The sequence below is a fragment of the Streptomyces sp. NPDC127038 genome, from assembly GCF_042725875.1.
Lineage (GTDB): Bacteria > Actinomycetota > Actinomycetes > Streptomycetales > Streptomycetaceae > Streptomyces.
This window is the reverse complement of the sequence record NZ_JBHXDQ010000004.1, coordinates 59,699-72,639: the sequence shown is the minus strand read 5'-3', so window position 1 is coordinate 72,639 and position 12,941 is coordinate 59,699. Positions and strand designations below refer to the sequence as shown.

General features: G+C 73.0%; 11 protein-coding genes. 1 reads left to right on the top strand and 10 read right to left on the bottom strand.

Annotated features, from left to right (window positions below; translation table 11 throughout):
• Positions 1–128: 128 nt before the first annotated feature.
• Both ACFWI4_RS04355 and ACFWI4_RS04350 read right to left on the bottom strand, forming a co-directional pair.
• Positions 129–326 carry a hypothetical protein gene (locus ACFWI4_RS04355; protein ID WP_385401163.1) on the bottom strand — a complete coding sequence of 66 codons (198 nt, stop codon included), beginning with the start codon at positions 324–326 and terminating at the stop codon, positions 129–131.
• Between the two features lie 189 nt (positions 327–515).
• Complete coding sequence (locus ACFWI4_RS04350; RefSeq protein WP_387190858.1) at positions 516–2,141, bottom strand: MFS transporter; 1,626 nt, start codon at positions 2,139–2,141, stop codon at positions 516–518.
• Between the two features lie 383 nt (positions 2,142–2,524).
• On the opposite strand from ACFWI4_RS04350, the gene ACFWI4_RS04345 reads away from it, so the two are divergent.
• Positions 2,525–5,188, top strand: a complete 2,664-nt coding sequence (locus ACFWI4_RS04345) for a LuxR C-terminal-related transcriptional regulator (protein WP_387190856.1) — start codon at positions 2,525–2,527, stop codon at positions 5,186–5,188.
• 72 nt (positions 5,189–5,260) lie between these two features.
• Here ACFWI4_RS04345 and ACFWI4_RS04340 read toward each other — a convergent pair whose 3' ends face one another.
• From ACFWI4_RS04340 to ACFWI4_RS04305, 8 genes are all read right to left on the bottom strand, one after another.
• Complete coding sequence (locus tag ACFWI4_RS04340; protein ID WP_385401171.1) at positions 5,261–5,683, bottom strand: hypothetical protein; 423 nt, start codon at positions 5,681–5,683, stop codon at positions 5,261–5,263.
• A gap of 140 nt (positions 5,684–5,823) precedes the next feature.
• The gene (locus tag ACFWI4_RS04335; RefSeq protein ID WP_387190854.1) at positions 5,824–7,143 is read right to left on the bottom strand and encodes an alpha-glucosidase/alpha-galactosidase; all 1,320 of its coding nucleotides are present in this window, start codon (positions 7,141–7,143) and stop codon (positions 5,824–5,826) included.
• Positions 7,140–8,162 (bottom strand): carbohydrate kinase family protein, encoded by a 1,023-nt coding sequence (locus tag ACFWI4_RS04330; protein ID WP_387190851.1) that lies wholly within the window; start codon positions 8,160–8,162, stop codon positions 7,140–7,142. Before ACFWI4_RS04330 ends, ACFWI4_RS04335 begins: the two co-directional genes overlap by 4 nt.
• 6 nt (positions 8,163–8,168) lie before the next feature.
• Positions 8,169–8,999 carry a carbohydrate ABC transporter permease gene (locus ACFWI4_RS04325; protein WP_387190848.1) on the bottom strand — a complete coding sequence of 277 codons (831 nt, stop codon included), beginning with the start codon at positions 8,997–8,999 and terminating at the stop codon, positions 8,169–8,171.
• Positions 8,996–9,958 (bottom strand): carbohydrate ABC transporter permease, encoded by a 963-nt coding sequence (locus ACFWI4_RS04320; RefSeq protein WP_387190846.1) that lies wholly within the window; start codon positions 9,956–9,958, stop codon positions 8,996–8,998. Before ACFWI4_RS04320 ends, ACFWI4_RS04325 begins: the two co-directional genes overlap by 4 nt.
• A gap of 88 nt (positions 9,959–10,046) precedes the next feature.
• Entirely contained in the window at positions 10,047–11,339 is a 1,293-nt protein-coding gene (locus tag ACFWI4_RS04315) for an ABC transporter substrate-binding protein (protein ID WP_387190843.1), read from the bottom strand.
• An 11-nt stretch (positions 11,340–11,350) separates the two neighbouring features.
• Positions 11,351–12,208 (bottom strand): endo alpha-1,4 polygalactosaminidase, encoded by an 858-nt coding sequence (locus ACFWI4_RS04310; protein ID WP_385401189.1) that lies wholly within the window; start codon positions 12,206–12,208, stop codon positions 11,351–11,353.
• Between the two features lie 222 nt (positions 12,209–12,430).
• Complete coding sequence (locus ACFWI4_RS04305; protein ID WP_387190840.1) at positions 12,431–12,937, bottom strand: universal stress protein; 507 nt, start codon at positions 12,935–12,937, stop codon at positions 12,431–12,433.
• Between the last annotated feature and the right edge of the window lie 4 nt (positions 12,938–12,941).

Genomic DNA, 12,941 nt, shown 5'->3' with positions numbered 1-12,941 from the left:
CTCCTCACGCGGTCGAGCGGACCGGTCGTGGACCGCCGACGGGACGGTGGGTGGATTCCCGTCGTCCACGCTCCCGTGCGACGGCCTCCGGCGGCTCACCCCCGGCGGGTGATCCTCGGGCCCCCTGGCTACTCGGGCAGTTGGCGCATCTCCACGACGCGCAGTCCGAGCGTCCGGCAGCGGGCCAGCAGCCCGTACAGATGCGCCTCGTCGACGACCGGGCCGAACAGGATGGTCTGGCCGGAGATCAGCACGTGGTCCATCTCCGGGAACGCCTCGGAAAGCGTCTCCGAGAGATGTCCCTCGACGCGGATCTCGTACTGCATGCGGGGCTCCCCGGCAGGCGGCCTGGGGCAGGCGGACGGCACCCTTCCCCACGATCATCCGCCCGCGGGTCCCGCTCGCCCTCACCCGCAGAAGGTGAACCTGGGCGCGTGCGGACCCGCCACCTCCCCGCGCCCGCGCCGGCCCGAGGGGGCCGACCCGTTCACGCCGGTCCGAGGGCATCCGCCCGTTCACGCCGGTCCGAGGGAGGCCGCCGGGGTGCCGTCGCCCGGGGACTTGGTGCGGCCCGCCGGCCCGGTCGGCAGACGTGTCGTCACCAGGAAGCTCGCCAGGGTGATCCCGCCCGCCGCCAGGATCGCCGCCTTCAGACCGTTCAGCTGCGCCGTCGCGTAGGAGTTCGTGACGGCGTCCACCTCGGCCGGCGGCAGCCCGGCCTGCTCGGCCGCCGAACGCACTTGGTCGGTGGGGACGAAGCTGATGCCGGCCTCGAGCGCGATGCTGGTCTGCGCGCGCGCCTCCTGCGACACGTCCGGGTGCTTGGCCACCTGGGTGGTGAAGGCGTGGGCCAGCGCGCCGACGAGGATCGAGCCGATCAGCGCGGTGCCGAGCGCGGAGCCCAGGTTCTGGGCGGTGAACTGGAGCCCGCCGACCTCGCTGCGCTCCTCCTCGACGGCGCTGGACTGCACGACGTTGCCCAGCTGCGAGGCGAGCAGGCCCATGCCGACCCCGAGCACGGCCATCGCCCCGGCGAACTGGGCGTCGTCGATGACCGGATCGATGGTGGCCAGCAGCCAGGTGATCGCCGCGAGCAGCGTCAGCAGGGCCAGTCTGACCACACGGCGCGGCCCCATCACCCGCCCGAGCCGGGAGGCCAGTACGGAGGCCGCCAGCATGGTGACGGACACCGGGAGCAGCCGCAGTCCCGTCTGGAACGCGTCGAAGCCCTGCACCACCTGGAGGTACAGCGGGATGGCGAAGAACAGCCCCAGCAGGATGAGGTTCTGGCTCACCAGCGTCAGCAGGCCCGAGCGCAGGGGCGGCCGGTGCAGCAGCGACAGATGGATCAGCGGGTCGGTGCCCCGCGCCTCCCGTCGGCGCTCCCACTTGGCGAAGGCGGCCAGGACGAGCACCCCGGCGGAGACGACGAACAGGGTCGGGGCGAAGCCGAAGACCGTGAACGGGGGGTTCTGGGGCTGCACCCATCCCCAGGTGCCGCTCTGGAGGACACCCAGCACGCCGAGTCCGAGACCGGCCGCCGACAGGAAGGCGCCCACGCCGTCGAGCCGGGGGCGGTGTTCCGGCCGGGGCGACTCGGGGATCGCCCGGCGGAAGCAGAGCATCGCGATCACGACCACGACCTCCCCGGCGAAGACCAGACGCCAGGTGAGATACGTCGTCACCCAGCCGCCCAGCAGCGGTCCGACCGCGATGCCCGCACCCGCGAGCCCGCCGATCACACCGTAGGCCGCGGCCCGGTCCCGTCCGGTGTAGGACTCCGCGACGAGGGCCGCCATGGCCGGCAGGACCAGCGCGGCGCCGAGGCCCTCGATCACCGACCAGCCGAGCGCCAGCATCCACAGGGTGGGCGCCACCGCGGTCAGGGCCGACCCGATCCCGTAGACGACGAGCCCGACGAGGAACAGCCGGCGCCGGCCGAGGATGTCGCCGAGCCTGCCGCCGGTGGCCATGAAGGCGGCCATGACCAGCGCGTAGAGGGTGATGACGGCCTGGATGGCGGTCACCTCGGTGTCGAAGTCCTCCACCAGCTGGCTGATGGACACGTTCATGACGGAGGTGTCCAGGACCATCAGGAACTGGGCCGTCCCGAGCACGGCCAGAGCGCGCCAGTGTTTCACCGGTGACCACCTCATCGATCCGGCCCGCGGGACCGCCCGCCGGACGGGGCGTCCGGGACGGCTCCGCTTGCGCCGCACCTCCATGGCACCCGCAGCTCCGCTCCCGCGCCACCCGGGCGACACGCGGCGGACGGAAAGGGCCTGCCTTGCGACATTCCGGACAGCGAGTGACGATCGGGGTGCGGGGGTTACACCGGGGAGGGAGCCGTGGACCCGGACCACATCGGATCGGACGCGTCGCCGCAGCCGAGAGGCCGCGGAGGGCCGACGGGAGACGGCGGAGGGCCGACGGGAGGCCGCGGGGCGCCGCCGCGAGACCGCACGGGGCTCCCGGGAGACCGCGCCGGGCTGCCGCTGCCGGGAGACCGTGGAGGCGGGGTGCCATGGCAGGGCTGCTGACCCCGGGCGGCGACCCCCTGCTCGCCGTACGCTTCACCGTCCCCGACCTGACGGAGACCTTCGTCCGCAGACCCCGGCTGGTCGAACGGCTCACCGAGGGCGTCCAGTGCCCCCTCACCCTGGTCAACGGGCCCGCGGGCGCGGGAAAGACGCTCCTGGTCGCCCACTGGATCTCCACGCGGGACCGCCCCGAGGACGTGGCCTGGCTGACCGTGGAGCACGAGGACACCGGCCCCGGCATCTTCTGGACCTACGTCCTGGAATCCCTGCGACGGCACGGAGCCGCCGTTCCTGACGACATCGGCAGCCCGTCCAGCCCCGGAGACGTGGACCACTCCCTGCTGACCCGGCTGGCCGCCTGGCTGAGCGAACGCCCGGAACCCGTGGTCCTGGTGCTCGACGAGTTCGACCGGGTGGGAGCCTCGGCCGAGGTCGCCGACGAGCTCCAGTTCGTGCTGCGCCACGCGGGCGGCGGGTTGCGTCTGGTCGTCGTCAGCCGTACGGAGCCGCAACTGCCCCTGCACCGCTACCGGGCCGCCGGGGCGGTCGCCGAGGTCCGGGGCGCCGACCTGGCGTTCGTCCCGGGCGAGACGGCCGCCCTGCTGAGACACCACGACATCCGCCTCTCGGAGGACGGCACCCGCTCGCTGACCGAGTGGACCGGCGGCTGGGCGGCCGGACTGCGCCTGTGCATCCTCGCCGCCCAGCACGTCGACGACCCGGACACCTTCATCAAGAACTTCGAGGCCGGCCAGAGCACGCTCGCGGACTTCCTGCTGGCCGAGGTCCTGGAGGCGCAGTCGCAGGAGACACAGGACCTGCTGCTGCGTTCGAGCATCCTCGACCAGATCCACCCGGATCTCGCCAACGCCCTGACGGGCCGCGACGACGCCGATCCCATCCTGGCCGGGCTCCAGCACGCCAACGCCTTCGTCGAGGCGATCGGCCACTCCTGGTACCGGCTGCACCCCCTGTTCGCGGAGATCCTGCGGGTCCACCTGAGGGTCAGGCTGCCGGGTCTCGAACCGGAACTGCACCGGCGGGCCGCCCGCTGGCTGAGCGGCGAGGGACTGCTGGCCGAGGCCCTGCCGCACGCGGCCGGGGCGGGCGAGTGGGAACTGGCCGCCAACCGGTTCGTCGACGAACTGGCCATCGGAGAGCTGCTGACCGGACTCGACGCCGAGCGCCTCGACGGTCTCTTCGCCGCCATGCCCCTGGACGCGGCCGGACCGGCCGCCTGTCTGGTGCGCGCCGCCCGCGAGCTCGTACGCCACGACGTCGGCCGCGGACTCGACTATCTGCGCCGGGCCGGGGAGAACCTGGGCGAGGACGGGGCGGACACCGCGGCCCTGCGGCTGAGCCACGCGCTGCTGCGGGTGTTCGCCGCCCGGCTGACCGGCTCCGCCGACCGGGCGCAGGCGGCCGCCGACGACATGACCGCGGCGGAGCCGGCCCTCCCGGCCGAACGGCTGGAACGCCACCCGGAGCTGTCCGCCCTGATGCTCACCGGCCTGGGATCGGCGCAGCTGTGGGCGGGGCGGTTCGACGCCGCCCGGGCCTCGCTGGCCGCCGCCGCGCAGACGGACGACGGCCCGTCCACCGCCTGCCCCCGGCACGAGTCCCTGAGCCGGCTCGCCCTGATCGACCTCCTGTGCGGCCGCCCGGGCCGCGCGGAGTCGCACGCGCGGGCCGCGGTCGCCGAGGCGGAACGCTCCGGACTGCCGCCCGCCGCCCGCACGGGCGTCGCCCAGCTCGTGCTCGCCGCCGTCGCCGTCGACCGCGACGACCTGGTCGCCGCGCAGACCCATCTGGACGAGGCGACCGCCTCCGGCACGGCCCCGCACGACCCCGTCGAGACGGCGGGCCTCGCCCTGCTGCGCTCCCACCTGCTGCTGGCCAAGGGGCACCCGAAGGAGGCGCTGCGCGTCCTCCAGGAGCTGAGGCGCCCGCCGCAGGGGGTCGAGCCGTCGCCGTGGGTCCGCGACCGGGTCGCGCTGGCCATGTCCACCGCCCATCTGGCCCTCGGCGATCCGCTCGCCGCGGCGGACGTGCTCTCGGAGGAGGGGACCACCGGGCCGGAGGCCGCGGCCCTCGCCGCCCGCGCCCGGCTCGCGACCGGTGACCGCGAGGCCGCGCGCACCCTGCTAGACGGGCTCTCCCCGGAGCCGGAAGAGGGCCCGGGGGTCGTGGTGCGGGTCCTGCTCGCGCGGGCGCAGACCGCGGACGCCCTGGGCGACGACTCCACCGCCCAGCGGCTGATGGCGCGGGCCCTGCGGACGGCCAGGCCGGAGCATCTGAGAAGGCCGTTCCTGGAGGCCGGGCCCTGGCTGCGGACCTTCGTGCGGCACCGGCCCGTACTGGCCCAGGGCCATGAGTGGCTCCCCGGGACGGCCGCGGTCCGGGGCGCGGGCCAGGCCGCGCCGCCGGGACCGGAACCTCTGGCGGAGCCGGTGATCGAAGCGCTCAGCGAACGCGAGCAGGAGGTGCTGGAGCGGCTGGCGCAGATGATGTCGAGGGACGAGATCGCGGCCGACCTGCATCTGTCGGTCAACACGGTCAAGACCCACCTCAAGAGCGTCTACCGCAAGCTCGCGGCCACCCGCCGGGGCGAGGCCGTACGACGGGCCCGCGACCTGCACCTCCTGTGAGCGCGGCTCGGTGCCGCGCCCCCGCCCCCGCCCCCGCGAACGGTGGACCGGCGACCGGCGCCGGCCCCTCGCTCAGCCCATGTCCCTGTCAGGCCGGGCCACGCACAGCGCCCAGATGACGAATCCGTACAGGGCTATCAGGGTCAGCGACCAGACGGGGTAGTACGGGATGTCGAGGAAGTTGGCGATGATCAGCAGCGCGGCGATGCCCACGCCGATCACGCGTGCCCAGGTGGCCGCGGCGAACAGGCCGAGGCTCACGACCACGGCCAGCGCGCCGAGTGCCACGTGGATCCAGCCCCAGCTCGTCAGGTCGAACTTGAAGACGTAGTTCTGGGTGGTGACGAAGACGTCGTCCTGGGCGACGGCCATGACGCCCCGCAGGATGTCCAGGACGCCGGCGACGAACAACATCACCGACGCGAAGATCGTCAGGCCGCCGGCCGCCGTCAGGGCTGTCTTGGAGTGGGTGCTGTGATGCTGGGTGGTTGCCATGGCGAGACCTCCGTTGCACGGGCTGCGACCGCAGCCACTCACCACCGAGCCTGCGACAGCCCGGCGCCCGCGGCCTCACCCGCCAAGGGTGACGATGAACGGACACGCCGCCGCGGGTCCCGGGCCGCCGGGGCCGTCCCTCAGTGCCCCAGCAGCACCCTCAGCCCGGGCTGGAGCAGATCCCCGTGAGCCCGTACGAGGTCGTCGCACAGGTCCCAGATCCGCTCGACGGGGAGCGCGGCGGCCGTCGCCGGGTCGGCCATCGCCGCGTGCCGGATGTGGCGGGGCTCGTCCTCGGTGGCCGCGCGGACCACCAGATCGGTGACGGAGACGTACGCGCTGTTCAGTGCCGCGCACTGCGGGGGCAGTGCGCCGACCCGGGTCGGCTGCACCCCCAACGCGTCGGTCAGGCAGGGGACTTCGACGACACAGTCGGCCGGGAGGTTGTCGATCAGGCCGCGGTTGGGCACATTGCCGTAGATCGTGCGGGGAGTGCCGGTCAGCACGCTGTGGATGATCTGCGGGGCGTACTCCAGGGTGCCCTCGACCGGGAGGGGCGTCCCGGCGGCCAGGGCGTCGCGGGTGCGCCGGTAGCTCGCCGCGTTCTCCTCGATGATCTCCAGATAGGCGCCCACCGGCAGCCTCAGCCGCTCGATCTCGCTGTCGTGGTGGAGGTACCACGGCACGTACTCCGAGGAGTGCTCGCTCGTCTCGGTGGGGTAGTGGCCGAGACGGCGGTACATGTCCACACGGACCCGGCGCAGCAGCCCGGGGTCTCTGGCGACGGCCTCGTCCAGGAGCGGGTACAGGTCCTGGCCGGCGCGCTCGAAACGCAGCACCCAGGCCTGGTGGTTGACCCCGGCGGCCAGATGCGTGACCTCCTCGAAGGGGACGCCGACGAGCTGGGCGAGGTCGTGCACGGTCCAGTGCACCGAGTGGCACAGGCCGGTGACCCGCAGCCGCGGGGCGATCCGGCTCAGATAGAGGACGTTCATCGCCATGGGGTTGGTGTAGTTCAACAGCAGCGCGTCCGGGCAGAGTTCGCTCATGTCGGCGGCGAGCGCGCGGAGCACCGGGAAGGTCCGCAGGGCGCGGAAGACGCCGCCGACGCCGAGCGTGTCGCCGATGGTCTGGCGCAGTCCGTAGCGTGCGGGCACGTTGAAGTCGGTGCGGGTCGCCGCGTCCATGCCGACCTGGACGATGTTGATGACGAAGTCGGCGTCCTCCAGGGCCGCCCGCCGGTCGGGATGCGCGGTGATCGTGGGCTTGGCACCGCGTACGCCCGCGATGTACCGGGCCGCGCCCTCGGCCGTGGCCAGCCGCTCGGGGTCGATGTCGTGCAACGCGATCCGCGCGTGGGCGAGTTCGGGGAACGCGAACAGATCGGCCAGCAGTCCCTGGGTGAACACCACGCTCCCTGCTCCGATGAAGGCGATCTTCGGGGCGGTGACGTCGTTCATGAACGGCTCCTGGTCTCGCGGGGGCGGGGTGCTTGTGGCGGGGTCCGGCCCCCGGAGGTGTCCGGGACGTCGGGGAGGCCGGGGAGGTTCGCGCGGGCCGCGGCCAGCGCCTCGTCCCAGGTGGGCTGTGCCGCCGTACCGCCGTGCGCCCGGGTGGAGAGCGAACCGCAGGCCGCGGCCACCGTGAGCGCGGCGAGCGGGTCCAGTCCGCGCAGGGTCGCGGCGACGAACCCGGCGTCGAAGCTGTCGCCCGCGCCGACCGTGTCCACGGGTTCCACGGCCACGGCCGGCGCGCGCGTCAGCCGTGCGCCGGTGTGGGCGAGGGCGCCGTTCGCGCCGTCCTTGACCACGACCGTCGGACCCCGGCCGGCCAGGGCGGCGGCCGCCGCGGCCGGTTCGCCCTCCCCGGACAGCGCCGCCGCCTCGGCCGCGTTGGGCAGCAGGAAGTCGGTGAACTTCAGCACGGGGTCCAGGAGTTCGGGGTCCCAGCGACCGGCCGGGTCGTCGTTGGTGTCGAGCGAGGTCGTCGCCCCGGACTCCCGCGCGAGCACGAACACCGCCGCCAGACAACGCGCCAGACGGGGCATCAGGAAGAACGAGGCCGCGTGCACGTGCCGCGAGGCCCGGATCAGGTCCCGGGGCACGTCCTCGGGACCGGTCGCCGTGAGACAGCCCTGCGCCGTGAGGATCGCCCGGTCCCCGTCCCCGGCCATGACGACCGCCGTGAGCGGCGTGGGCCGGACAGGATCGGTGACCAGGAAGCCCACGTCCACACCACGGGCGGCGAGCGCCTCGCGCACGAAGGAACCCGCGGGATCGTCACCCACCCGGCCCGCGAAGGCGACCCGCAGCCCGAGCCGCGCGGCCCCGCACGCCGTGATCGCCGCGGAGCCGCCGAGCACCAGCCCGGCGTGCTCGACGAGCTGTTCGCGCTGCCCGAACTCCAGCGGGCCGCGCAGCGGGCCGACGACGACGTCCGGATTGGCGTCGCCGACGACCAGGAGATCGAAGGATGTCATCGTGTCCTAGCCCTTCAGGCCGCTCGAAGTGAGCGACTGGACAAAGGTCTTCTGCGCCAGCAGGAACGCCGCCAGCACGGGCAGCACGGTGATCACGTTGCCCGCCATCACCGCCGACCACCGTGTGTGGTGCTGTCCCTGGAACGTGGTCAGACCGAGCTGCAACGTGTACTGCGTGTCGTGGTTGATCGCGATGAGCGGCCAGGACAGGTCGTTCCAGGTGCTCAGGAACGTCAGCACGGCGACGGTGGCCAGCGCGGGCCGTGCCAGCGGCAGCACGATCGAGAACAGCACCCGCAGCCGCGAACACCCGTCGATCCAGGCCGCCTCCTCCATCTCCCTGGGCAGCGCCAGGAAGAACTGCCGGAACAGGAAGACCGCGAACGGGGTGACGAGCGAGGGCACGATCAGCGCGCCGAGCGTGTCGATGAGCCCCAGCTCCTTCATCACCAGGAAGGTCGGGATCATCGTGAGCTGGAAGGGGATCACCATCGTCGCCAGCATCAGGGCGAGCAGGGTCCGCGACCCGGCGAACCGCATCCGCGCGAACGCGTAGCCGCCGAGCGCGCCGAGGAGCAGATTCGACAGGACGGCCGTGACCGCGACGATCAGCGAGTTCACGAACCAGCGCGGGAACATCGCGTTGCCGAGCACGTACCGGTAGCCGCCGAGGTCGATCCCGCCGGGCCACAGGGCGGGCGGGAACCGGTTGATCTCGGCGTCGGACATCACCGAGCTGAGCACAAGCCACACCAGCGGCAGCGCGAAGCACAGGGCCATCGGCGCGAGCAGCAGATGCCAGCCGCTCGGCCTGCGGGAGGTGACGGGTGAGGTCATCGGACCGCTCCTTCGGTACGTTCCTGCCGGCGCCGTACGAGCCGCAGCGCCCCGCCCGTCACCAGGAGCGCGACCGCGAGGACGTACGCCGCCGCGGCCCCGTAGCCGGCCGTGAACATCTGGAACGCCTGCTGCCAGACGAAGTAGACGACCACGCCGGTCGAGCCGAGCGGCCCGCCCTTCGTCGTCACATAGATCAGGTCGAAGACCTGGAGCGCCGTGATCAGCTGCCACAGCAGCAGGAACACGGTGACCGGGGTGAGCGTCGGCAGGACGATGTGGCGCAGCACCCGGCCGCGGCCCGCCCCGTCGATCCGCGCGGCCTCCACCAGTTCGGGCGGGACGTCCTGGAGCGCGGCGAGATAGACGACGACACAGAAGCCGACCCCGCTCCACAGCGAGATCAGCACCAGCAGATAGATCGCCTGGTCCGGGTCGGTGAGGAAGCCCTGCGGGGACAGTCCGACCGTGTGCAGCAGGGAGTTCGCGACACCGAACTCCGGGTCGAGGATGAACGAGAACAGCACGCCCTGCGCGGTCGCCGACACCACGAAGGGGACGAAGACGAGCGTGCGGTAGAGGCCGATGAGCCGGATGCGGCGGTTCAGCGCCAGGGCCAGCACCAGCCCGCCGACCAGGCTGAGCGGCACGTACAGCGCCGTGTACAGCAGGGTGTTGCCCACGGCCGTACGGAAGTTGGGGTCCTGGGCCAGCGCGCGGTAGTTGTCGAGGCCGACCCAGCGGCCGGGGGTGACGAGGTCGTCGGCGCGGAAGGAGAGCAGCAGCGACCAGATCACGGGGACGATGCTCAGACCGAGGATCACGACGACCGCCGGGCTGATGAAGGTCCAGGCGGTGGCGCTCTCGCGACGGCCGCGGCGGCGGGCGGCGCGCCGGGCCGCGGCCGGGGTCACCACGGGGCCGGGTACGACGGTGAGGGCGCGGGGAAGGGTGGACATGACGGCCTCCTTCAGCTGGAAGTCAGCTGGGAACGTCTGAAGTCGGGGTCACCGGGGACACGGCGGGGTCACCGGGGGACGGCCGGGTTCACCGGGGGATGAGCAGGGCCGCGTCGGCCGTCTCGGCGCACCGGCGGACGGCGTGGGCGGGGGAGTCCTTGCCGAGCAGGACCGAGACGATCGCCTCGCCGAAGGCCTGGGAGATCTGCGGATAGGCCGCGTGCACGGGCCGGACCCGGGCGGAGGCCAGCGTGTCGGTGAACACCCCGAGTCCGGTGGTCGTCGCCGAGTGCTCGCGCCACTCCGGACGCCGGGCGGTGGCCGAACTGAGCGGAAGGCCGCCGGCCGAGACGTCCCAGCGCGCGTCCTCGGCCGGCCGGATCATCCAGCGCACGAACTCGACGGCCGCGCGGGAACGGGCGGAACCGTTGTCGAACACCGTCCAGGTGTCGGGACCGGAGATGGTCATCGGCCGGCCGCTGTAACTGGGGAGCGGGACGACGCCGTAGTCGACCTTGGCGGTGACGACGTCCGGGAGCTCCCAGGGGCCGGTCGCCACCATCGCCATCCGGCCGCTGAGGAAGACCTGGTACATCTGCTCGCTGCCGGGCTTCGGGTCGACGTACACGCTCTTGTCGTGGGCCAGCCGGGCCAGCGTCGACAGGGCGCGGGGACCCTGCCGGGCGAAACCGATCCGCTTGCCGTCGGCTGCGATCACCTCGCCGCCGAGGTCCCAGATCATCGGCCACAGCCGCCAGACGGTGTCCTCGTCGCCGGTGCCCGGCCAGCCCGTGCCGAACACCCCGCGCCCGGGGTCGGTGAGCCTGCGCGCGGTGTCGGTGAAATCGTCCCAGCTCCAGCCCGCCTCCGGGAACGGGACGCCGGCCCGCCGGAACAGTTCCTTGTTGTAGACGACGGCCAGCGAGTCGAGCACCGCGGGGGCCGCGCGCACCTTGCCGTTGACGGTGACGGCCTCGCGCACCGGCGCCCAGAAGGAGTTCCAGGGCGGGGTGCCCCGGTGCAGCGCGGACGTGAGGTCGACGACCCGGGGGCTGCGGGCGACGCTCGCCAGGTCCGAGCCGAAGATGTAGGCGATGTCGGGGTACGAACCGGCGGCGAGCGCCGCCGTGACCTTCTGGAGCATGGCGTCGGCCACCACTCCGCCGCCCGAACTGTCCACCCGTATATGGGGATGGGTGCGGTTGAACTCGGCGACCAGCGCCTCCAGTGCCTTCCTGGCGGTGTCGTTCTGGCCGTGCCACAGTTCGACGGTCACCCTGCCGTCGGCGCCGACGCCGTCCGAGGGACCGCCGCAGCCGGCCAGTGCCCCGGCGGCCGCCGCTCCCAGGAGCACGGTGCGCCGCGCTATCGCGTGGGTCATCGTGGCCCCCGTCAGCGCGTCTTGCGGACGTAGTCCGCGCTGCCGGGCGTCGAGACCATCACGTCCCGGCGCACGATGCTCAGCCGGCCGCCGAAGGCCGCTCGGGCCTTGCGCAGTCCGCTGTCGGTGTACTCGATGACCACCACCCGGTCGTGGAAGGCCTTCGCGTACGCGCCGCACTCGTCGTACTGGCCGCACTCCTCGGCGACCGCGAAGTCGAGCCCGGTGCGCGACCTGAGTCCGGCCAGTTCGACCGTGTTCTTCTGGCCGATCGCCAGACGGCGGGCGTGGGCGTGCCGGGAGAGCAGCGTGATGAACGCGGTGGCGTCGTCCGCGGTCAGCAGGTTCCGGGAGCGGGTGTAGCTGTCGTAGTTGTCGGGCTCGACGGCGTCGAATCCCTTGTCGGCGCATTCGTCGATCCACCGGTCGACCCGCGCGGCCACCCGACGGCGCTTGTCCGGCGTCCGGATGTCCAGCAGGGCCTCGTTCCAGTCCTTGTCGACGACGACCTTGCCGTCCGCGTCCCGCAGCAGCAGATCGGCGGGCCACTGCGCGCGTTCCTCGGGCTGGGCCTGGAAGGCGTTGACGTAGCAGATGTTGTAGAGGCCGGGGGCGGGGGAGGAGGAACGGTCGCGGCTGACGATCCGGACGTCGGCGGCCGGGGGATAGGCGCCGCCGATCTGGTAGTCGAACCCGGCGTGGAGCGGCGGGAGTTCGACGGCGGTGGCCGTCCGGTGCGGGCTGGGTTCCGGTTTCGCCGAGACGCTCGTTCCCTTGCCCGCGGCGCAGCCGGTGAGGGCCAGGAGGCCGGCCACGGCCGTGGCGGTGACCTGGACTCCGGTGCGCGGAGCACGTTTGACGGGGGGCATGTCCGCTCCATCAAATCGCGAGTACGTCCCCGCCTCGGACGCTTCGAGCGATCCTGGCGACTTTGGCCGGACTTGAACCTGGTCCTCTACCGGCTGGGCGCACCTCTGCGTGCCGGGTCGCGCCACGGCACGCAAGGATCAAATCGTGCATGCCCGACTTCGTCAAGTGCGGTCCCCGGCGCGGGGAGTCCCGTGGTACGGGCGGCCACCGGGCCGGTGGTGTCAGGGGTGCGGGTGGTGCGGAGGGTGCGGGGGAGGCGGCGGCAACGTCGCGACGTCCGGGGCCGGTTCGGGCCAGACGAGCAGCACCGGGCAGGGGGCGTGGTCGACGACGAAGCGTCCGGCGGGACCCAGACTGTGCGGGCCGAGCCGGCTGCGGTCGCCGTCACGGGCCAGGACGAGCAGACCGGCGCCCTCGGCCGCGGCGACCACCTCCCGCTCGACCCGGCCGGTGCGCTCCAGACGGGTCGCCGGACCGCCGAGCCGCTCGGCCGCCGCGTCCAGCAGCTCGGCAGCGGAGACCGTGCCGAGGGTCTCCAGCAGGTCGCCGGGATCGGGTTCGGAGCGTCCGCGGCCGAGGAGTCCCGCGAACGCGCCGTGCGCGAGACCGGGCACGGCGGGGTCCGCGACGTGCAGCAGCACCACCTCGCTCGCACCGGGCGCGTACGTCCCCACGGCGTCCACGCACGAGGGCCAGGTTCCCTCGACCAGCCAGACGACCACCCGCATGCCC

Excerpts from the sequence above, each read along its gene's own strand:
- ACFWI4_RS04340 (WP_385401171.1), bottom strand. The coding sequence starts at position 5,683 with ATGGCAACCACCCAGCATCACAGCACCCACTCCAAGACAGCCCTGACG.
- ACFWI4_RS04355 (WP_385401163.1), bottom strand. The coding sequence starts at position 326 with ATGCAGTACGAGATCCGCGTCGAGGGACATCTCTCGGAGACGCTTTCC.
- ACFWI4_RS04335 (WP_387190854.1), bottom strand. The coding sequence starts at position 7,143 with ATGAACGACGTCACCGCCCCGAAGATCGCCTTCATCGGAGCAGGGAGC.
- ACFWI4_RS04320 (WP_387190846.1), bottom strand. The coding sequence starts at position 9,958 with ATGTCCACCCTTCCCCGCGCCCTCACCGTCGTACCCGGCCCCGTGGTG.
- ACFWI4_RS04345 (WP_387190856.1), top strand. The coding sequence starts at position 2,525 with ATGGCAGGGCTGCTGACCCCGGGCGGCGACCCCCTGCTCGCCGTACGC.
- ACFWI4_RS04310 (WP_385401189.1), bottom strand. The coding sequence starts at position 12,208 with ATGCCCCCCGTCAAACGTGCTCCGCGCACCGGAGTCCAGGTCACCGCC.
- ACFWI4_RS04325 (WP_387190848.1), bottom strand. The coding sequence starts at position 8,999 with ATGACCTCACCCGTCACCTCCCGCAGGCCGAGCGGCTGGCATCTGCTG.
- ACFWI4_RS04315 (WP_387190843.1), bottom strand. The coding sequence starts at position 11,339 with ATGACCCACGCGATAGCGCGGCGCACCGTGCTCCTGGGAGCGGCGGCC.
- ACFWI4_RS04330 (WP_387190851.1), bottom strand. The coding sequence starts at position 8,162 with ATGACATCCTTCGATCTCCTGGTCGTCGGCGACGCCAATCCGGACGTC.
- ACFWI4_RS04305 (WP_387190840.1), bottom strand. The coding sequence starts at position 12,937 with ATGCGGGTGGTCGTCTGGCTGGTCGAGGGAACCTGGCCCTCGTGCGTG.